The sequence below is a fragment of the Streptomyces sp. NPDC060035 genome (genome assembly GCF_042736635.1).
In the GTDB taxonomy this organism is placed as follows: Bacteria; Actinomycetota; Actinomycetes; order Streptomycetales; family Streptomycetaceae; genus Streptomyces.
The window spans coordinates 141207-160313 of the sequence record NZ_JBHWVO010000005.1; the positions used below are offsets into that span (position 1 = coordinate 141207).

The window sequence follows — 19107 nt, forward strand, 5'->3', positions numbered from 1 at the left end:
GCGGTCATGACAGCATCCAGGAGCCGCTGACCCGCGGGCAGCCCGGTGGTGACTTGAGCGAGTGCGGTCGGCAACCTCCGCGGGTGGTGGCGGCGACTTCAGGGCGGAGTCCCGTCCCCCCACCAAGGGAGTCACCCATGCGCAAAGACCTTGCGCGTCTGTTGACCGTCCTCGCCGCCCTCATCGCGATGGTCGCCGCGCCTGCGGCGACGGCATCCCCCGCGCAGGCCGCCGACGGGTGGAGCCCGCCGGCGAACCTGGTGCAGCCGCTGGGCGAGGTGTGGAACCACGTCGAGTCGACCTACCCCGACCTCTACGGTTTCCGTAACTACGGCTGGGACCAGGTCATGGCCAACAGGGGAAGCATCAACTACTGCGTCCGCTGGGAGTCCGACGCCCCGGTCGGCGCCGACCTGCGCGACAGGATCCACGCCGCGCTCAAGAAGCAGTTCGGGAAATGGACGGCGGCCATGGTGGAGAACGGTCAGGGCCACAACGCCTGGCCGTACACCACGGTGCCGGTCAACATCGTCGGCTGGGCGGTGAAGGACCGCTCGACACTCCAGTGGACCGACAACTCCGTCGACATCTACGCCGGAAACCTCGACGAGGGGGGCGCCCCGCAGTGCTCGCCGGACTGCGGCCGCTTCTTCCACCAGGACGGCGACTACGCACGCTGCCCCGGCGGTGCGGCCCGCCACTACGACCAGTCACTGTGGCTGACGAAGGGTTTCCAGGGCGGTGCCGGCGGAGACTGGGGACAGCGCGTGGGGCAGGAGTACTTCACCGGCGCGCTGAGCCAGGAGAACATCCACATCTACCTGCACGAAGTCGGCCACACCTTCGGCCTCGACGACTTCTACGACTGGACCCCGACCGGGCAGTGCTGCTTCCTGATGAACGCCGGTTCCGCCACGCAGATCACGGAGTTCGACACCTGGATGTTCCGTGATTTCTGGCGCCATCTGAAGAGCCGCTACGGCTACTGACGCGCTTCCACCTCCGCATAGCGGCTGGTGGGGCGCGGCAGGCCCAGGTGGCCGCGGAGGGTCGTGGCGTCGTACACCGTACGGAACACGCCGCGCTGCTGCAGTTCCGGGACCAGACCGCGGGTGATCGCGGTGAGGTCGTGCGGCAGCGTGCCGGGCCGCAGCCGGAAGCCGTCGAGGCCGGCGGTGCGCCAGTCGAGCAGCAGGTCGGCGAGCTCGCCGGGCGTGCCGACGAAGATCTCGGCGTCGGAGGCGAGTTCGGCGCCGGCCAGTTCGTCCAGGCGGGCCTTGCGACGTGCGGCGGCGCCCGGCTCCTCGTCCAGGAAGACGAGGAGCTCCGCGAACGTCCGCAGGGGCCGGTCCCGGAGGTCCCTGCCGGTACGCTCCACCGCCTCGTCGACCTGCGCGAGGACCGCCGCGGTGCCCGCACGGTCGTGCGGGGTGACGTGGACGAGGTCGGAGCCGAGCGCCGCGAACTCGTACGGGGTGGAGGCGTGCGCGAGACTCACCACCACCGGTTGCCCCTGCGGGGTTCGCGGCGTGATCGAGGGGCCCTTCACGCTGAACCGCGTGCCCTGGAAGTCGATGTGGTGCACCTTGGCGCGGTCGATGAAGCGGCCGGAGGCGGTGTCGCGTATCTCCGCGTCGTCCTCCCAGCTGTCCCACAGTTGCCGCGCCGCCTCGACCACCTCGGCTCCCTCCGCGAAGAGCTCGCGCAGCCGCTTGGCGATCAGCTCCGAGTCGCGTACGTCGTCGTCGGTGACCTGAGGCGTGGTGCGGCGGCCGAAGTGGGAGGCGTCGGCGGCGCGCGAGGAGATCTGCGGGCGCCAGCCGGCTCGGCCCTTGCTCGCGTGGTCGAGCGTGGCGATGCCGATGGCGAGGTGGAACGGTTCGGTGTGCGTGACGTTCGTCGTCGGGACCAGGCCGATGCGGGTGGTGAGGGGAGCGAGGTGGGCCGCGAGCAGCACCGCGTCCACGCTGCCCCTGACCTGGTCGGTGCGGTCGTCCGGCCGGTGGAAGGCTGCGGACTGCAGTCCGAGGGCGTCCTCGAAGGTGACGAAGTCGAGCAGGCCCCGCTCGGCCTCGGCGACCAGGCCGGCCCAGTACGCGGCCGTGAGCAGTTCGCCGGGCCTGGCGTCCGTCGCCCGCCAGGCGGCCGGATGCCACCCCGCGCCGTCGAGGGCGACGGCGAGGTGGAGCGGGGTGCTGCCGGTCGTGCCGGTCACGAGGCCTCCTTCTCGTTGTCCACGGACTTCTCGCTGTTTGCGGACTTCTCGTTGCCCACGGACCGCTCGGCGCGGACGGGGGTGCTCAGGCCCAGGTGGTCCCGGAGCGTCGTCCCCGAGTAGTCCTCGCGGAACACGCCCTTCTCCTGGAGCAGCGGCACCACCCGGTCCACCACGTCGTCGAGCCCGCCGGGTGTCAGATGGGGGACGAGGACGAAGCCGTCGGCGCCTTCGGTCTGCACGAAGTGGTCGATGGCGTCGGCGACGGTCTGCGGGCTGCCGACGAACGTCTGGCGGCCGCCGACCTCGATGACCAGTTCGCGGATGCTCAGGTTCCGTTCCTCGGCGAGTTTCCGCCACTGACGGGCCGTCTCGCCGCGGCCCTTACGGAACACCGAATGCCCCTTCAGGAAATGGGCGTCTTCCTCGGGCTCGATGTCGGGCAGTGGTCCGTCCGGGTCGTACCTCGACAGGTCGCGGCCCCAGACCGCCTCCAGGTGGGCGATCGCGGTCTGCGGGCTCACCAGGTCGCGGCTGACCTCGGCGGCGTACGCGACGGCCTCCTCGTCGGTGTCGGCGACGACGGCGTTGGCGGTGGGCATGATCGTCAGCTCGTCCGGGGTGCGCCCGTACCGGGCCAGGCGCCGCTTCACATCCCGGTAGAAGTCACGGGCCACATCGAGCTGGTTGTGCTTGCTGAAGATCACGTCGGCGTCGGATGCGGCGAACTCGCGGCCCGCGTCCGACTCGCCCGACTGGATGATCACGGGATGTCCCTGCGGGCCGGGCGGTGTCGTGAACCGGCCGGCTATGTCGAAGTGCTGTCCGCGATGGGCGAACCGGCCGGCCCCGGGCCGCACGAACTCTCCCGCAGTTGCGTCGGCACGTAGATCCCCGTCCGACCAGCTGTTCCACAACTCGCGTGTGGTTGCGAGGAATTCGGCGGCACGGGTGTATCGGTCGGACTCGCCGAGGAAGCCGCCGCGGCGGAAGTTCTCGCCGGTGAAGGCGTCGTAACTGGTGACCACGTTCCAGGCCGACCGCCCGCCGCTGAGGTGGTCGAGCGTCGCGAGCCGGCGCGCCACCTCGTACGGCTCGTTGAAGGTGGCGTTGACCGTCGCGGCGAGGCCGAGGTGCGTGGTGACGGCGGCCAGCGCGCTGAGCACGGTCAGGTTCTCCGGGCGCCCCGCGATGTCCAGGTCGTAGACCTGCCCCTTGTGCTCGCGCAGCCGCAGCCCCTCGGCGAGGAAGAAGAAGTCGAACTTGCCGCGTTCGACGGTCTGCGCGAGCCGTATGAAGGAGTCGATGGAGATCTGGCTCTCGGACCGGGGGTCCGACCAGACGGTCACGTTGTGGATGCCGGGCAGCTGCGCGGCGAGGTGCACCTGTTTCTTTCCGGTGGCGGGCACGGTGCTGCTTCCTCCTGCGAAGGTCCGGCTGTGGATGGGACCCTATGAGCGTGCACAGGCCGGTGTCGGCGTGGACAGGCCAACGGGCCTGACTTCATGAGCTGTTCACGCCGACGGGGCTGCCTCGGGTGCCGCGGCCGGCGCGGTGAGGGGGGCCGGGGAGACGTACCGCACCGTGTTCTCGAAGACCACGCCGTGGCTCTTCACGTCGATGGCGATGCGGTCGTTGTCGGCGATCCGGAAACCGTCGTGGAAGCTGGCCTCGTCGGCGCCCAGGAGTACGTAGTTGATCTGGCCGGGCCGCCGTACCGCGGGGAACGAGAACAGGTGCGCCGCCATGTCCTGCACCCGGTAGTACAGGGCGTCGGCGCCGCAGTCGAAACCGCCCTCCCAGGCCGTCGCCCCGTCCCGCACGATGGTGACCCGCCCGGTCACGGTGCGCGGAGGCGGGCCGAGGAACAGCCACGGGGTGAGGGCTGTGTCGCACAGCTTGCAGTACGGGTTGTAGCCGGGGTCCTGGCGGTGCAGGCCGATGTCGCACAGGTCGTTGCCGAAGGTGTAGCCCGCGTAGTGGGGGGTGCCGTCGGCGTCGTTGACGTAGACGAGCGCGACTTCCGGCTCCTCGATGAGGGCGACCGGGTGCGCGGGCACGTCCAGCGTCTCGCCCGGCAGGCGCACCCAGTCGCCGAAGCCCTTGAAGAACCACTTGGGCGGGGTGAACTCCCCGTCCTCCGGGGCGGTTTCACCGCCCCACTTCTTCCTGTGCGTGCCCATGAAACCGCTGAGCAGCGCGTTGCCCGTGGCCGTCGGCAGCAGCGGTGGCAGCAGCCTCAGCTCCGGGTCGCCGACGGTGACGACGACGGTTTCCGCGCCTTCGGTGAGGGCGGCCTTCAGGGCGGTCCGTGAACCGTCGGTGGAGACGAAGGCGGCCGCGACCTGTCCGTCGGCCACCCGGTACAGGGTCTGCTGCGTGCCGTCCTCGGGCCTGCCGAAACCGACATGGCGTTCGCCGTTGTACGTGGCCTCGAACAGGACGGGGAGATCGGGGAGAACGGGCAGGGACATGAGGTACTCCTCCTGTGCTGATGGGTGTCAGGACTGTGGGGTGAGAGCGGGGGCAGGGGCGTTTGCGCCCGTCAGGTCGGCCAGGACCTCACCGATCCGGTCGACCGCCTCCCGTATCCACGGCAGAACGAGCGGGTCCGGCGCCGTCAGGGCGGCCGTGCGCCGCTCGTCGGAGTCGCCGTAGAGACGGCTGGTCGCGGCGCGGATCCGCAGGGCGCGGCCGGGCTCCCCGAACGCGCTCGCCGGAAGGACGCCGACTCCGTACCGCTCGGAGAGCAGGCGGGCCAGGTCGTCACCGCCGCGCACGCCGTGCCTCTGCGCCAGCCGGTCCCGAAGGGGCTCGAAGTCCGGGTAGAGGTAACAGGTCGCGACGACGGGGGCCAACTCGGCGCCCACGGCGGTGAAGCGGTCCGCGACCGCGCGCACCACCGTCTCGTGCAGCCGGCGGCTCGCCGCGATGTGCGCCGTGACCTCCGGCGGCTCCCCGAACGCGTACGCTGCCGCGCTCTGCACGGGCGCCGGCGGGCTGGACCAGACCTGGCTGGCGACGGCGACGAGGCGCGTGTGCAGGGCGTGCCCGATGTCGCTGTCGGGCAGCCGGGCCACGCCCGTACGCCAGCCGCCGAGCGCCAGGTTCTTGGTGAGGCCGGTGGTGACGACGGTGCGCTCGGGCGCGTGCAGGGCCGGGGACACGGCGGGCCGAGAGGTGTCGTACACCAGATCGCAGTAGATCTCGTCGGACACGATGACCAGGTCGAGTTCCCGGGCCGCGTCCGCCAGCCGCCGTACGGTGGCGGCCGCCGCCACCGTGCCGGTGGGGTTGTCCGGCACCGTCACGACCACGGACCGGGGGTTGCGCCCGGCGGCCCGTGCGTCGGCGACCGCCTCGCGCAGCCGGTCCGGATCGGGTACGCCGCCCTGCCCCGGCAGGATGGGTACGGGGATGGGCCGCGCCCCCACGAGGCGGGCCTGCGCCGCGTAGCTGACCCAGCTCGGCACGGGCACGACCACGTCGCCGCCGATGGCGAGCAGCAGCGCGAACAGCAGTGCCTTGCTGCCCGGCCCGGCCACCACGAGCTCCGGGTCGATGCCCAGCCCGCGCCGCTCCCAGTACCCGGCGACGGCGGTGCGCAGAGCGGGACTTCCGGCGACGGAGCCGTACGCGTTCTCGCCCGCCGCGGCGGCGAGCCGGTCCCGCAGCGTGGCGAGGACGGGCAGGCCGATCTCGCCGCTGGCCATCGACAGCACCCGCTCCCCGGCCCGGCGCCGCCGGGCCAGGGCCTCGTCGGCGGCGAGGGTCGCCGACATGGAGACCGGTGTGGGTTCGGGCATGACAGCTCCCAGCGATGGGTGTGACGGGCTGACGGGGGTGGGGTGGGCCGGGCGCCGGTGCCCCGGGGCCGAGCCCGGGGCCTGGTCCAGGTCCGGTCAGGGTGTCCTCGTGGCGTACCGCTGCCGCAGCTCCGCCTTGCGGACCTTGCCGGTCAGGGTCTTCGGGAGGGTGGGAACCAGCTCCACACGGTCCGGCAGGAAGCGGGGGTCGTGGCCCGCCTCCCCGATGCGGGAACGGAGTTCGCCGAGCGACGGACCCGCCCCGCCGCGCGGGACCACGACGGCGCAGATCACCGGCTCGTCGCCGTCCCGGGCCGGCGGCAGACCCACCAGGGCCGCTTCGACGGCGTTCGGGTGGTTGCCGATGACCGCCTCCAGCTCCGTCACGGGCGCGACCAGACCACCGCGCAGGATCGCATCGCGGGCCCGCCCGATGATGCGGATGCCACCACGGCCGTCGTCCCTCGCGAGGTCGCCGGTGTCGAACCAGCGGTCCGCGTCCAGCTCCGCGTGGAACGCGTCGTCGCGCTTGTGGTAGCCGAGCGCCAGCGACGCGCCGCGCACCTTGAGGCGGCCCACGGAGCCGCTTTCCCCGACGGCGCCGGACGCGTCGATGCGGGTCTCCATGGAGTCGATGGCGCTGCCGTTACTGTGTGCCGCCCAGCTTTCGGGGTCCTGGGGCCGGGTCGTGGTCACGGGGCCGTTCTCGGACATGCCCCACAGCGAGTAGGTACGCGCGCCCAGAGTCTCGTGGACCTCGTCGGCCAGCTCCTTCAGGACCTGGGCCGAACCGATGACCACGTGCCGCAGGGTGCTCGTGTCGCGTTTCTCCGCCCGCTGCGACGCGGCCACGTCGGCGAGCGTGGTGGGCGGCCCGTACAGCAGGGTGGCGCCGTAACGCTCCACCAGGTCGAGCAGTGCCTCGTTGCGGCGTACGTCCTGGAAGGCGACGGTGCCTCCGAGCATGACGCCCGCGAGGACGCCCTGCGCGAACCCCGAGTAGTGGACGAGCGGCGTGGACACGGCCGCCACCCAGTCGTCCCCGGCCCCGAAGGCGTCGACGTAACCGCGCACGGCCGAGTGAACCGTGTTCTGGCTGTGCAGGACGCCCTTGGACGCGCCGGTGGTGCCCGAGGTGAACAGGACCACGAACGGCTCGTCGGCGCCGAGGGCCGGCCCGTCCGGATCGGTGGCCCCCTCCTGCTCCTCGCGCGCCTCGGCCACGAAGTGGTCGTGGAAGGACCGCGCACCCTCGGGCACCGGGCCGTCGACCACCACCACGTGCTCGAGCGAGGGGATTTCGTCCTTGAGCTCCGTGACGATCTGCGCCAGGGGCGTTCCCGACCACTCGGGGAGAGTGACGCAGACCCGGGCCTCGGTGAGGCCGAGGCGGTGACGTAGTTCGTCCGCCGGGCAGATCGGCGAGATCGGGCAGATGACGGCCCCGACCCGGATGCAGGCGAAGATCAGCGGCACCATCTCCCACCGGTTGGGGAGCTGTACGGCCACGAAGTCGCCGCGCCGCACACCGAGGTCGAGCAGCGCATGGGCGAACCGGTCCGTGAGGGCGTCCAGCTCCGCGTAGTCGAGGGTGTCGGTGCGGGACTCGGCGACGCGTCGGCCCGCGACGGCCAGCCGGTGCGGGTGCCGGCGCGCCTGCCGGTGCAGGTCGTCGAGGAAGGTCTCGTCCCGCCACCAGCCGCGACGGCGGTACTCGGTCGCCCGTTCCTCGGCCGCCGCGGATGCGGGTGCTGAGGATACGGTCGCCGAGGGCGTCGGCTCCGTAGCCGCTGAGGCTGCCGACTCCGTGGCTGCCGTGCTCATCGGCGGTCCTTCCGGCGGGCCGCGAGCAGCTCGGGCAGGGGGTTGCCCGCCCGGGCGGCCGCGATCTCCAGCAGGTCCCGGGTGTTCTGCCGCACCCGGTCGCCGACCCAGTCGAACACCCACGCCTTGCGAGCCTTTGCCGCGAGGTCGAACGGGACGACCCGGGTGACGGCCAGGGCGGCCGACGCGGCCCCGCCGATGTTGGCGATCACGCCCGGGACCAGGGCGGCGCCCGAGGCGGCCACCTTCTCCTTCGCCGCGTCACTGGAGGCGAGGTTGGCGCCCTCGACCACCAGACCGGCCCGGAGGCGGTGCGTGTTCTCCGCGGTGAGCGCGTACTTCTGCGCCGCCAGGATCAGCAGGTCCGCATCCACGTCCAGCCAGGCCTCGGGCTCGCCGGAGACGGTGACGTGCTGCGGCAGGCGGGAGCGGTCGATCCGCCCGAACTCGTCGGTCACGGCGACCAGATCGGCCACCGGCAGCCGGTCCGCGCTGATGGTGCCCTGCACGTCGGCGATGCCCACGATGATGTGCCCGCGCTCCTCCAGGAACCGCGCGACCGCCCGGCCCACCGCGCCGAAGCCCTGCACCACCACCCGGGCGGGCTCCGTACGGCCGTTCGCCTCCAGGGCGGTGATCGCGGCGACTCCGACACCGTGCCCGGTGGCATCGATCAGGGGCTCGTAGTAGGTGCGCCAGTCGATCGGCATGTCCGGGGCGCCCAGCCGGTAGCGCGGGTCGTAGCCGGCCTCGGCGAAGAAGACCGCCCGGTCGGCGGGGGTGACGCCCATGTCGATGCCGAGGTGGATGCCGCCGTGCAGGAGCGGCTTGACGGTGCGGCCGAAGGTGCGGAAGGTCTCCTCGCGGTGCGTGCCGTCGGAGACGATGCCGGCCTTGGCGCCGCCGATGCGCAGGCCCGCGAGCGTGAACTTCTCCGTCATGTCGCGGGCCAGACCCGCGACTTCTTCCTCGGTGACCCCGGTTGTCATCCGGGTGCCGCCCATCGCCAGGCCGTCGACGAGCGTGTCGACGACCACCCAGCCCTTGATCGTGCTGCCGCTCCCGTTCAGGTGGACGGTGAAGGCGGGAGCCTGCGGGTCTTCCAGAGCACTCATTGCCAAGTCCTTGTGGCCGTAGGTGAGAGGGGGAAGCCGGTGCGAGAGGCGGGTCACCGGTAGAGCTGCGCGAAGCCCCGCAGGATCTCCAGGCCGTCCCTGCGGAACTCCAGGTGGGCCTGGGAGCCGAGGATGCGGCCGTCGTCGGAGCGCAGGAACTCCACCGGCGCGTGCGCGGAGAGGCCGATGGAGCGGAAGCCGGGCGGGGCCTCCTGCAGGTAGAGGGTGTGCCGGTGGAAGACGGTGACCGTCGGTTTCACGTAGGTGAAGAGCGGCTCCTCCTTGTCGACCTGCGCCTCGTAGCCGCCGACCCGCTGCGGCCCCTCCGCGAGGCGTCCGCCGGCCGCGACGGCGAGGATCTGCATGCCGCCGCAGATGCCGAAGACCGGGACGTCCGTGCTCCGGACGAGGTCGATGAGGGGTTTGTAGTAATCGCTCTCGTAGGCGCGCACCTTGGTGCCGCTCAGCACGATCGCCCGGTAGCGTCCGTCCAGCCTGGCGGGCACGGACGAGGCATCGACGGCTTCGGTCTGTGACCCCAACTCCTCCAAACGGGACCGCAGTTGTTTCAGGGACAGGGTTCCGTTGTTGACGACCAGCACACGGGGCTGCGTCATGTGTTCGCTCCTCCCGTTCGGGTGATGACGGTGCCGGTGCGGGCTTCGAGCAGGTGGGTGACGGGGGCGCTGCCGATGACGACCCGTTCCACGCCGTGCTCCAGGGCCTCGCCCGCGGCGCGCAGCTTCTTGCGCATACCGCCCTTCGCGCCCTTGTCGCGGAAGGCTGCCGCGGCCTGCGCGGTGATCCGGTGCACCGGTTCCCCGTCGATCAGCAGGTGCGCGACGTCGGTGACCAGGACCAGGTCGGTGGCGCCGATGGCCCCGGCGATCGCGGCGGCGGCCCGGTCGGCGTCGGTGTTGACCTCCCGGCCCGTCCCGTTGCGGGCGAGCGGCGTGACGAGGTAGGCGTGGCGCGGCTGCAGGTTCTTCAGCGGTGCCGGGTCCACCCCGGTGATCGGGCCGACGAGGTTCTCCAGCTCGACGAGCTGCTTCTCCCGCCACCACCATTTCTCGCCTTCGCCCGCGCTCACCAGGCCGTCGCTGCCGAGCAGCCGCTCCGCGGTGATACCGCGCCGCTCCAGCCGCCCCAGGACGTCCTCGGCCAGCTCCGCGCTGACGGTCTTGATGTCGTCGATGACCTCGGGTGTGGTCCACCGGCTCTGGTTGCCGTACCGGTCGCGCAGGATCGCCGACGGCTCGCTGTAGCGGGGGCCGAGCTTCTTCAGCGGCTTGGACCAGCCGTGTACGAGGATCAGCGGCCGCTCCTGCCCGTGCCGGGCCAGATCGTCCCACCACGCGCCGTCGAGGTCGTCGAGGCAGCTGCCGCCGAGCTTCACCACGGTCGGGACATGACCTTTCGGTTGCGCGCTCATGCGGGCATCACCGGCTGCATCGTCAGGCCCGTCTCCTCGGGCAGCCCGAACCGCAGGTTCACGGCCTGCACCGCCTGGCCGGCGGCGCCCTTGACGAGGTTGTCGAGGGCCGCGAGCACGACGATCCGGCCGCCCTCCTCGTCGTACAGCACCGTCACGTCGCAGAAGTTGGAGCCGAGGACGGCCTGCGGGTCGGGCACCGGGATCAGCGTCTCGTCGTGCCGTCGCACCCGGACGAAGGGACGCCCCTTGTAGAAGCGCAGGTAGGCCCGCGACAGCTCCCGCTGGTCGACCTTCTCGTCCGTGAAGACATACGAGCTGGTGAGCAGGCCGCGCACGTTCGAGACGCCGTACGCGGACATGGACAGGGATCCGATGGCGCCGGGCTTGCTCCGCTCCAGGAAGTCGCCGACCTCGGCGGCGTGCCGGTGCCCGGTCGGGGAGTACGGGGCGATGGCCCCGCTGCGGAACGGGTGCAGGTCGGAGGTGCGCAGCTGCAGTCCGCCGCCGCTCGATCCGCTCTTGCCGTCCACCACCACCGTCTTCAGGTCCAGGCCGAGGCCGAGTGTGAGCGGCGCCAGGCCCAGGGTGATCGCGGTGGCGTAGCAGCCGGGCAGCGAGATCAGCGCGGCGTCCGCCAGCTGGTCGCCGATCAGCTCCGGTACGCCGTACACGAAGCGGTCCGCGAGGTCGGTACGCCGTTTCACCTTCGGGTACCAGCGGTCGTGGAGCTCCGGGGTGCGGATGCGGAAGGCGCCGCTGAGGTCGACGACGGCCGGGATCCGGTCGGCGAGCAGCGAGGCCAGCTCGGCCGAGACCGGCGCCGGGGTGGCCAGGAAGAGGACATCGACCTGGTCGGCGACGTCCTCGGTCACGGGCTGCACGGTCAGGCCCTGGTCGATGCGCAGACCCGGGTGGAGCTGGGACGGGCGCCTGCCGATGTTGGAGGAGCCGCCGAGGAAGGTCAGCTCCAGGTCGGGGTGCTGAGTGATCAGCCGGATGAGATCGCCGCCGGCGAGCCCGGAGGCGCCGACGACTCCTGCGCGGATCATGCGAGTAGCTCCTGCACGTAACGGCCGATGGCCGACGGGATGTCCGCACCGGTCGCCGAGGCCACTGCCCGGAAGCCGGGAGCGTGGTTGACCTCGTTGACGACGTAGCCGTCAGGGGTGCGGAAGAGGTCGACCCCGTAGATTCCGGGGCCGAGTTCGGAGGTGACGCCATCGATGATCTTCGTGACATCGGGGTCGTGGGCCACGGCGCGGTTCTTGTTGCCGAGCGCGGCGTTGTTGCGCCAGTCGGTGCCGCCGCTCTCGAACTCCGCGGCGCCGATCAGCTCGCGCCCGACGACGAGGCAGCGCACCGAGCTGCCGCCGAGGTACGGCTCGACCACGCAGGCCTGCTCGAAGGCGTGCCCGAGATCCTCGACGTAGTCGTACACGGACTGGGCGGTGTCGGCGTCCCGGATCAGCGTGACCCGCTTGCCCATGCCGCCGAAGACGGGCTTGAGGACCACCGGCAGGGGCAGCTCGTCGAGAGCCTTCTCGAAGTCCTTGCGGGAGAGCACGAGCCGGTGGTCCGGCACGGGTACGCCCGCGGTGTGCAGGACGGCCCGCAGGGCGGCCTTGTTCTCACAGGCGTGAATCGCACGGGCGGTGTTCAGGGTGGGTACGCCGGCCGCCTCGGCGAGCGTGGCGATCAGGCCGCCGCGGGTGTAACTGCGGCTGCGTACCAGCAGTGCGTCGTAGCCCTTGACGGACGGGGCGTCCGGATGACCGAGGCACAGGGACTCGTCGTTGACCCAGTCGAGGCGCAGACCGAAGGCCGGGGCTGCCTCGATCAGCAGGCGTTCCTCCCAGCTGATGCGGTCGGCGACGACGGCGACTCTGCCGCCCATGTCACTGGCCCCAGTCGCGGAGCTGTACCTCGACCATGACCAGTGTCAGGTGGCCGTCCTTGATGTCCTCGATGCGGAGCGTGAGTATGCATTCGGGGCAGGACAGGGTCTCGCCCTTCACGACCGGCGGCACGGTCAGGTCGGTCTCGCACTCGGGGCAGATGCCGGTGAGCGTGGCGGTGGACATGGTTCAACTCCGTAGGTCGTACGCGGGTGTCGGTTTTCGGGAACGGACCGGGCGGCCGGGACGGGGAGGGTTTCGCGCCCCGGCAGTCGATGCGGTTCGGGCGGGACGGGGTTCAGACGGGCCGGAAGTCGATGGCGGCCTTGCGGATCGCGTCCCGGTCCAGCAGCGGGCGGCCGTCCCGCTCCTGCTGCTCGGCCAGCCAGGGTGTGAAGGCGGCGATGTCGACGAGGAGGCCCGAGTCGGCCAGCGCCCAGGTGACGAGGGCAGGTGTCAGGCGGCTGCGCACCCGCAACTCGCGCGTGTTGCCCACGAGTTCGGCCGGCAGGGTCTCGTACGCCTCCGGGTGGCTGAGCTGGCCCGGCAGCTCGTACGCGAAGGCGTGCGGTGTTGTCGGCCCCGACTGGAAGGCATCCCCGAGGCCGGCGCCCCTGAGCGCGACCCGCGACAGCTCGGTGAGGTGGGTCAGATCGAAGCGGGTGTCGCCGTGGATGACACGCAGCGAGGTGAGCAGCTCGGCCAGCGGGGCGTTGCCGCCGCGCTCGCCGATGCCGCCGACGGTCGCCGAGATCCACTGCGCGCCCGCGCGGACGGCGGCGAGGGAGTTGGCGACGGCCATGCCCAGCATGTTGTGCGAGTGGATCTCGATCTCGGAGCCGTCGATCGCGACGAGGTCCGCGATCACCTCCTCCATCTGCCAGGGCGACAGGTACGCGACGGTCTCGGCGAGCCGGAAGCGGTCGGCGCCGGCCTCGAAGCCCGCAGTGACGTAGGGGACGAGCCGCTCCTTGGGGGTGCGGGCGCCGTCCTCTCCGCTGAACGTGACGTGGAAGCCACGCTCCTTGGCCTGCGAGATCGCCGAACGCGCCAGCTTCTCCACGTACTTGGGGCTGTGCGAGTCGAGCTTCAGCCGGGCGTGCTGCTCGGAGGTGGGGATGGAGTACATGATGTGGCGCACGCCGAGGCGCTCGGCCTCGTCGAGGGCCTCGGCGACCTGCCGGCGGTCACGTACGACGACGAGCGTCATGCTGCGCTCGGGGCCGACGGCCTCGTGGGTGGCGAGGACGAGGCCGGCGTCCTTGGAGTCCGGGCCGGACACCATGCCCACTTCGACGAGTTCGACGCCGGTGCGCACCAGCAGGTCCGCGATGACCGCGGCGTCCTCGGGGCCGAATTCGACGCCTGCCATGTGTGCGGAGTCCCGCAGGGTCGCGTCGGATATACGGGGCAGCCTCGGCACTTTCTCAAGGCTTTCTGCTGCTGCCATTTCTTCACTCCTTGTTCCCGGCAGGGTCTGTGGGCCGAATTCCGGGGGGGATTCGGCAGGCGCTTCTCCATACCCTCCGCTGTGCGGCCGGAAAGGGCAAGATCGTTCGTGTCAGGGCTGTGTGGGGGACTGTCAAGGAATGTCAAGAAGGAAAGGGAGTGCAAGGCCGGTGTACGGCTGACGACAAATCGGCCGCACCGGCCCGCCATTGCTGCGACCGGGGTCCTACTGTGCGGCCATGGACATCTTCTCGCTGCCCCGGCTCGGGGTCGTCGTTCCGCCGGAAAATCCCACCGCTGAACCCGAGTTCAACCACCTTCTCGGATCCGGAATGAATGTGTACACGTCCCGATTCCCGGTGACCCCGGGAATCGGCCTCAGGCCCATGCTGGAGACGTACAACGACGTTCTTCCCGGCATCCTCGGCGCCTTCGGCGGCATGCGCCTGGACGCCACCGTGGTGGCGTGCAGCGCCTCGCACTACCTGCTGGACCCCGATGGCGATCGCGCCTTCTGCGCCGAGCTGTCCGAGCGCGTGGGTTTCCCTGTGCAGTCGTCGACGCAGGCCATCCTCGCGGCATGCGAGGCGCTCGGCGTGACCCGCCTGACGCTCGTCTCCCCGTACGAGCCGTGGCTCACCGACACGTCCCGCGCCTTCTGGGAGCGGGCCGGCCTCACGGTCGACGGAGTCGTGCTCGTGCCTGCTTCGACGGATCCGTCCGGGGGCGGCCACTTCGACCCGTACGAGGTGACGACCGCTACGGTGCTGCGGCGCATACGGGAGCGGGACATCCCCGTCGGCACCGCCCTGCTGTTCACCGGTACGGGCATGGGCACGATCGGTGCCCTCGCCGAGCTCGCCCGGGAGGATCCCCACCGGACCCTGCTGACCTCGAACCTGGCATCGGCCTGGTGGGCGCGGCGCGCGGTGGGGGGCGCGGCCGGTGCGGCACACCCGCTGCTGCGGAGGCTGGAGCGCGCGGCCGCGTGACGCCGAGAGCCCCGGGGCACGCGCCGCTGCGCTCCCCGGGGCCTCGCGCGGGCCGACGGCTCAGCCGGCGGACGCCTCGGGCATGCGCCAGGCGTGCCCCATCCGGTAGCCGACACCCCGGACCGTGTGAATCCAGCAGCTGTGGCCGAGTTTCGCCCGCAGGCTGCTCACATGCGTGTCGATGGTGCGGCTGGGGTGCGCCCAGCTGCTTCCCCACACCTTTTCCATCAACTCCTTCCTTGTCACCACGGTTTCGGGGGTTGTGGCCAGGGTGTACAGCAGCTCGAATTCCTTCGATGTCACATCGATGAGCCGGTTGTGCAGATGCACTTCCCGGGTTCGTGGATCGATGTGGAGCGGGCGCAGGGAAATGGCGTCGAGAAGGGCCGGTCTGGGGCGGGCCCGGCGCAGTACTGCTTCGATTCGTGCTCCGATTTCCCGGAATCCCCAGGATTTCACCACACAGTCGTCCGCGCCCGCTTTCAGGGCGAGGACCCGCTCCAGTTCATTGTCGACGTCCGTTACGGCAATCAAGGGCGTGTCACTGCCGTTCCCCAAGGACCGGCACAACTCCAGTCCGTCGATGTCGGGCAGGTCCAGGGAAAGCAGCACCAGGTCCGCGTCACCGCACGCCCGCAGGGCCCGCGCCCCCGTGCCGACGCTGCGGGCGGTGTATCCCTGCCGCCGCAGATCGTTGACCATGGCTTCGGCCGCGGAGGCGTTCCGTTCCACCACGAGTACGTTCGTCATGAGTCCCATCCCCTTCTCCCCGGCCCGTTGTCAGCTCGCGGCACCGGTGAGTTCGCCGGGCGACTCGGCCGGTTCGGGGGGCAGCGCGCCGGGAGCGGCGTACAGGTGCCGGTAGGCGTACGCGGCCGAGACCATGGTCATGTGGTGGTGCCAGCCGGGGAAGGAGCGGCCCTCGAAGTCGAGTACGCCGAACCGTTTCTGTAGCGTGGCGACGGTCGACAGAGCTGCGGCGCGGCTGCGCGCGAGCCGGAGAACCTCCTCCACCCGCCGGTCCGTGAGCGTGGTGATCCAGTACCGGGCGGGCTGTCGGCCGTCCGGGTCGGGACGCTCCAGGACGCGGTACGTGCGGGAGCTGCCCTCGTCGCCGGCGCCGAGCCCCGGTAGCCGTACCGTTCCCGCGTACGCGTGGATCGGCACCGCTTCGGTGCGGCCGTACGCGGTCCGACGGAGCAGCACGTGCGTCTGCCGGGCGTGCCGCAACTCCATCAGCTCGCCCACGGTGCTCACGGTGGGCGTGTGCTGCCCGGTGAGCACCAACCGGCTCGGGTCCACCTCGCACACCACATCGAGCCGTTGCCGGGCGAGCCCGGCGAGCACCTTGCATGCATCGTCCCAGCGCGTCAGGTCGAGGACCCAGGGGACACGGGGCAGCTGGGGCTGTGCGGACACGTCGGCGGCGTAGCCGAGGACGTAGGCGCCGACGGGGCGCCCGGTCTCGGTCTCCGGTATGCGCGCGCGGCGCCTGCGCTCGCTGTCCGAGTCCCAGGCTCCGCCGAGCACGAGGCTCCAGTCCACCGGGAAGCAGTGGGTGTCCGTGTCCAGGAAGAGGCCCATGGCACGCTGGCCGTTGACGGTGCGTCCCGTCGATGCGTCCACGCGCCGGTGCACGCCCACCGAGTGCTCGCCGCGCTTGGGAATGAGGAGTTCGGCGACGGTCCAGGAGCGCGGCGTCGTACGCGCGGCGATCCGCCGGGCGAGTCTGCGGCGCACCGGCTTCCAGTCCCATGGGCTGGCGTTGATGAACTGGTGCAGCCCGTGTGCCGCGGCCGAGGGCAACGGCGTGGCCAGGGCCATACGCCGCGGCGTCTTCCTGCCGGAGACATGGATCAGCGCCCATAGATACGCCTGCGCCCAACGGCGTTGTTCCGACCGGCGGAACGGCCGGAAGATTTCGTCCATGAACGTCTGCATGCGCGCCCCATCGTCCGGCACGGCTGTGCGTAACTCACTTGACGACATGTAACGCTACGCCCCTTCGATACTCGTATTCGCTCGCACCCAAGTGGATACATGGCACGTACGTACGAGACGAAAGTACCGTCCGGGGAGTCGATTTCCTGGGTCGGCCGTCTACTGTGCAACTTCGCGGCCTGAGCAGCACAAACGCGTCCCGGCGGGGCGTTCGGGAAGGGCCCGTGCGGGGGGCGGAAGCGGTTCTACCAGTGATAAAGCCATTGGCTGAACCCGGCCGGTGAAGTGTCAAAACATCATGAACATCCGGTCCGCCGCAGTGCGGGGACGGCTCCGGCCGTCCTGTGTTCGCGAAGGCGGGGCAAGCGCGTGATGTGCGAAAGCCGGCGGGTTTGTGTGTTCGCGAATGCCGGAAAGCCGGGCGGGGACGGCGAATGGCCGCCGAAGGCCGGGGGAGCGTCGCGCCTTCGGCGGCCGTCACATGGACCTGACGGGAGAGTCGGGACCAGGCGAATCCGGGGATCAGGCCGGGTCCGTGTCACCGCCCCGGGCCACCTGCCGCGCCGCGGGGAAGCCGGCGCCGCGTGCGGAGAGGACGACCGCGAGCACCGGCAGCAGGAGCAGCAGGACGGTCCAGGGGAAGGAGTCGCTGCCGGCCATGTCGAGCAGGATGCCGCCGATGATGCCGCCGCCCGCCATGGCGACGTTCCAGAGAGTGACGAGCATGGCCTGGGCCGCGTCGGCGGATTCGCCGCCCGCGTCGCCGACGGCGGTCTGCAGCAGTGTGGGCACCCCGCCCCAGCCCAGGCCCCACAGGACGGCCGCGACGTATACGAGGGCGGTGTTGTCGGAGAGGACCGCGAGGAGTGCGGCGGCCACGGCGACCAGCAGGGCGCCGGCGAGGGTGAGGCTGCGCAGCCGGTGCTGGATCTGGGCACCGACGATCCAGATGCTCGCCAACGAGGCTGCGCCGAAGACGAGGAGGACCAGGCCGGTGCTGTCGCCCATGCCCAGGTCGTCGAGGAACGCGGCGATGTACGCGTACAGGATCGTGTGGGCCAGCACGAAGACGAGCGTGACGAACAGGACCGGGGTCACGCCGGGGATGCGCAGGGTGCGCAGCATCTTCGGCCGCTCGCCGCGTTCCTGTCCCGGGTGGTCCGGCACGGTAGTGAAGATCCACAGCAGGAGCAGCACCGTGAGCGCCGTCATCGAGAGGAACGCCACGCGCCAGCCGAGCGCGTCACCGAGGAAGGTCCCGGCGGGCACACCGATGGAGAGCGCGACGGGAATGCCCGCCATGGCGATGGCGATCGCCTTGCCCTGCAGATGTACGGGCGCCAGACGCCGCGCGTAGCCGGCGAGCAGGGCCCAGGCCAGACCGGCGGCGACGCCCGCGACGAACCGCGCCACCATCGTCAGCTCGTACACGGACGATACGGCCGTGACGGTGTTGGCCAGGGCGAATCCGGCCATGGCGGTGAGGAGCAGCCCCTTGCGCCGCCAGCCCGCGGTGGCCGCGGTCAGCGGGATCGCGGTCAGGGCGGTGCCGATCGCGTAGATCGTCACGGTCTGTCCGGTCGCGGACTCGCTCACCCGGAGGTCGTCGCTCATTGCGGTGAGCAGGCCCGCGGGGAGGGTCTCGGTGAGGCAGGTGATGAAGACGGCGGTGGCGAGGGCGAGCAGGGCCGGCAGCGGGAGCTTCTGCTGCTCCCGGCCGCCGCTCTTCGTTACCGGTGCCGCGGCGGAATCAGCCGCGGTGTCTGGCGCGGTGCTCATGGGTGTGCTCCGGATCTTCTGGGGGTTCGGGGACTCTGGGGACGTGGTGCTCCGGGTCGTTCCGGGTCACGGCGGGCCGAGACCGCCGTCGACGGGGAGCCGGGCGCCCGTCGTGAAGGTCGCCTCCGTGGCCAGGAAGAGCGCGGCGCGGGCCACCTCCTCGGCGGCACCGAGACGGCCCAGAGGCGGCAGGGGTACGGCGCCGGCGCCCGGCGCCGCGATACAGCCCGGAGCCACGGCGTTGACACGGATGCCGCGCGGGACGAGCTCGGCGGCGAGCGTCGTCACGGAGGCGGGGGACGGGGCGGGGGCCGTGAGCACGATCGCGCCGCCGTCCTTGAGGTGCCGCACCAGCGGCAGCACGGTGGATACCGCGTCGGCGAAGAGAAGATCGACCTCACCGTCGGAGCCGAGAGCGGCCTCGACGGCGTCCGGAGCGACGACACGGGCGGCGGAGCCGAGTTCGGAGCCCGCGTGGTCGCGTTCCTGCGGGGTGCGGGCGGTCAGCAGGACCGTCGCGCCGCCTTCCACGAGGCGCTTGGCGATGGCCAGGCCGATGCCGGTGGCTTCACCGGCGACCACGGCCTTCCTGTGCGCGTACTTGGTCATGGCTGCCGCTCCCTCCCTGGGTGTCGTTTCCTGGCCGGTGCGGGTGC

At 71.2% G+C, this 19107-nt stretch carries 18 protein-coding genes; 2 read left to right on the top strand and 16 right to left on the bottom strand.

Translation table 11 applies throughout. The features are described 5' to 3' along the window. Positions 1–137 precede the first annotated feature (137 nt). On the top strand, positions 138–989 hold the full coding sequence (locus tag ACFWBQ_RS09835) for a hypothetical protein (RefSeq protein WP_385486011.1): 852 nt from the start codon (positions 138–140) through the stop codon (positions 987–989). On the opposite strand, the gene ACFWBQ_RS09840 is transcribed toward ACFWBQ_RS09835, so the two are convergent. From ACFWBQ_RS09840 to ACFWBQ_RS09895, 12 genes are all read right to left on the bottom strand, one after another. Then, on the bottom strand, positions 983–2215 hold the full coding sequence (locus ACFWBQ_RS09840) for an LLM class flavin-dependent oxidoreductase (RefSeq protein WP_385486013.1): 1233 nt from the start codon (positions 2213–2215) through the stop codon (positions 983–985). The genes ACFWBQ_RS09835 and ACFWBQ_RS09840 overlap by 7 nt on opposite strands. Beyond that, positions 2212–3624 (bottom strand): NtaA/DmoA family FMN-dependent monooxygenase, encoded by a 1413-nt coding sequence (locus tag ACFWBQ_RS09845; RefSeq protein WP_385486015.1) that lies wholly within the window; start codon positions 3622–3624, stop codon positions 2212–2214. The genes ACFWBQ_RS09840 and ACFWBQ_RS09845 overlap by 4 nt, the downstream gene beginning before the upstream one ends. 105 nt (positions 3625–3729) lie before the next feature. Continuing rightward, a complete protein-coding gene (locus ACFWBQ_RS09850; protein WP_385486017.1) occupies positions 3730–4689 on the bottom strand; it encodes a fumarylacetoacetate (FAA) hydrolase in 960 nt (319 codons plus the stop codon). Between the two features lie 27 nt (positions 4690–4716). Next, positions 4717–6021 (bottom strand): pyridoxal phosphate-dependent aminotransferase, encoded by a 1305-nt coding sequence (locus ACFWBQ_RS09855; protein WP_385486019.1) that lies wholly within the window; start codon positions 6019–6021, stop codon positions 4717–4719. Positions 6022–6117: 96 nt separating this feature from the next. Beyond that, complete coding sequence (locus ACFWBQ_RS09860) at positions 6118–7845, bottom strand: AMP-binding protein (RefSeq protein ID WP_385486021.1); 1728 nt, start codon at positions 7843–7845, stop codon at positions 6118–6120. Further along, positions 7842–8960 carry a Glu/Leu/Phe/Val dehydrogenase dimerization domain-containing protein gene (locus ACFWBQ_RS09865; protein ID WP_385486023.1) on the bottom strand — a complete coding sequence of 373 codons (1119 nt, stop codon included), beginning with the start codon at positions 8958–8960 and terminating at the stop codon, positions 7842–7844. Before ACFWBQ_RS09865 ends, ACFWBQ_RS09860 begins: the two co-directional genes overlap by 4 nt. A 53-nt stretch (positions 8961–9013) precedes the next feature. Then, entirely contained in the window at positions 9014–9577 is a 564-nt protein-coding gene (locus ACFWBQ_RS09870) for a type 1 glutamine amidotransferase (protein WP_385486025.1), read from the bottom strand. Then, a complete protein-coding gene (locus ACFWBQ_RS09875; protein ID WP_385486027.1) occupies positions 9574–10392 on the bottom strand; it encodes an acetylglutamate kinase in 819 nt (272 codons plus the stop codon). The genes ACFWBQ_RS09870 and ACFWBQ_RS09875 overlap by 4 nt, the downstream gene beginning before the upstream one ends. Continuing rightward, the gene (argC, locus tag ACFWBQ_RS09880) at positions 10389–11444 is read right to left on the bottom strand and encodes an N-acetyl-gamma-glutamyl-phosphate reductase (RefSeq protein WP_385486029.1); all 1056 of its coding nucleotides are present in this window, start codon (positions 11442–11444) and stop codon (positions 10389–10391) included. Before argC ends, ACFWBQ_RS09875 begins: the two co-directional genes overlap by 4 nt. Next, the gene (locus tag ACFWBQ_RS09885) at positions 11441–12289 is read right to left on the bottom strand and encodes a RimK family alpha-L-glutamate ligase (protein WP_385486031.1); all 849 of its coding nucleotides are present in this window, start codon (positions 12287–12289) and stop codon (positions 11441–11443) included. The genes argC and ACFWBQ_RS09885 overlap by 4 nt, the downstream gene beginning before the upstream one ends. A 1-nt stretch (position 12290) precedes the next feature. After that, positions 12291–12476, bottom strand: a complete 186-nt coding sequence (locus ACFWBQ_RS09890) for a lysine biosynthesis protein LysW (protein WP_385486033.1) — start codon at positions 12474–12476, stop codon at positions 12291–12293. Between the two features lie 112 nt (positions 12477–12588). Then, complete coding sequence (locus ACFWBQ_RS09895; RefSeq protein ID WP_385486035.1) at positions 12589–13740, bottom strand: isopropylmalate synthase; 1152 nt, start codon at positions 13738–13740, stop codon at positions 12589–12591. A gap of 238 nt (positions 13741–13978) precedes the next feature. Between ACFWBQ_RS09895 and ACFWBQ_RS09900 the strand changes: the two genes are divergently transcribed. After that, entirely contained in the window at positions 13979–14731 is a 753-nt protein-coding gene (locus ACFWBQ_RS09900) for an arylmalonate decarboxylase (RefSeq protein ID WP_385486037.1), read from the top strand. Between the two features lie 60 nt (positions 14732–14791). Here the strand turns inward: ACFWBQ_RS09900 and ACFWBQ_RS09905 are convergent, their stop codons facing one another. The 4 genes from ACFWBQ_RS09905 to ACFWBQ_RS09920 form a co-directional block, all read right to left on the bottom strand. Continuing rightward, the gene (locus ACFWBQ_RS09905; protein WP_385486039.1) at positions 14792–15481 is read right to left on the bottom strand and encodes a response regulator transcription factor; all 690 of its coding nucleotides are present in this window, start codon (positions 15479–15481) and stop codon (positions 14792–14794) included. Between the two features lie 30 nt (positions 15482–15511). Next, positions 15512–16672, bottom strand: a complete 1161-nt coding sequence (locus ACFWBQ_RS09910) for a transposase (protein ID WP_385486041.1) — start codon at positions 16670–16672, stop codon at positions 15512–15514. A gap of 522 nt (positions 16673–17194) precedes the next feature. Continuing rightward, positions 17195–18451, bottom strand: a complete 1257-nt coding sequence (locus tag ACFWBQ_RS09915; RefSeq protein ID WP_385486043.1) for an MFS transporter — start codon at positions 18449–18451, stop codon at positions 17195–17197. 66 nt (positions 18452–18517) lie between these two features. Further along, the gene (locus ACFWBQ_RS09920; RefSeq protein ID WP_385486045.1) at positions 18518–19060 is read right to left on the bottom strand and encodes an SDR family NAD(P)-dependent oxidoreductase; all 543 of its coding nucleotides are present in this window, start codon (positions 19058–19060) and stop codon (positions 18518–18520) included. Positions 19061–19107 lie beyond the last annotated feature (47 nt).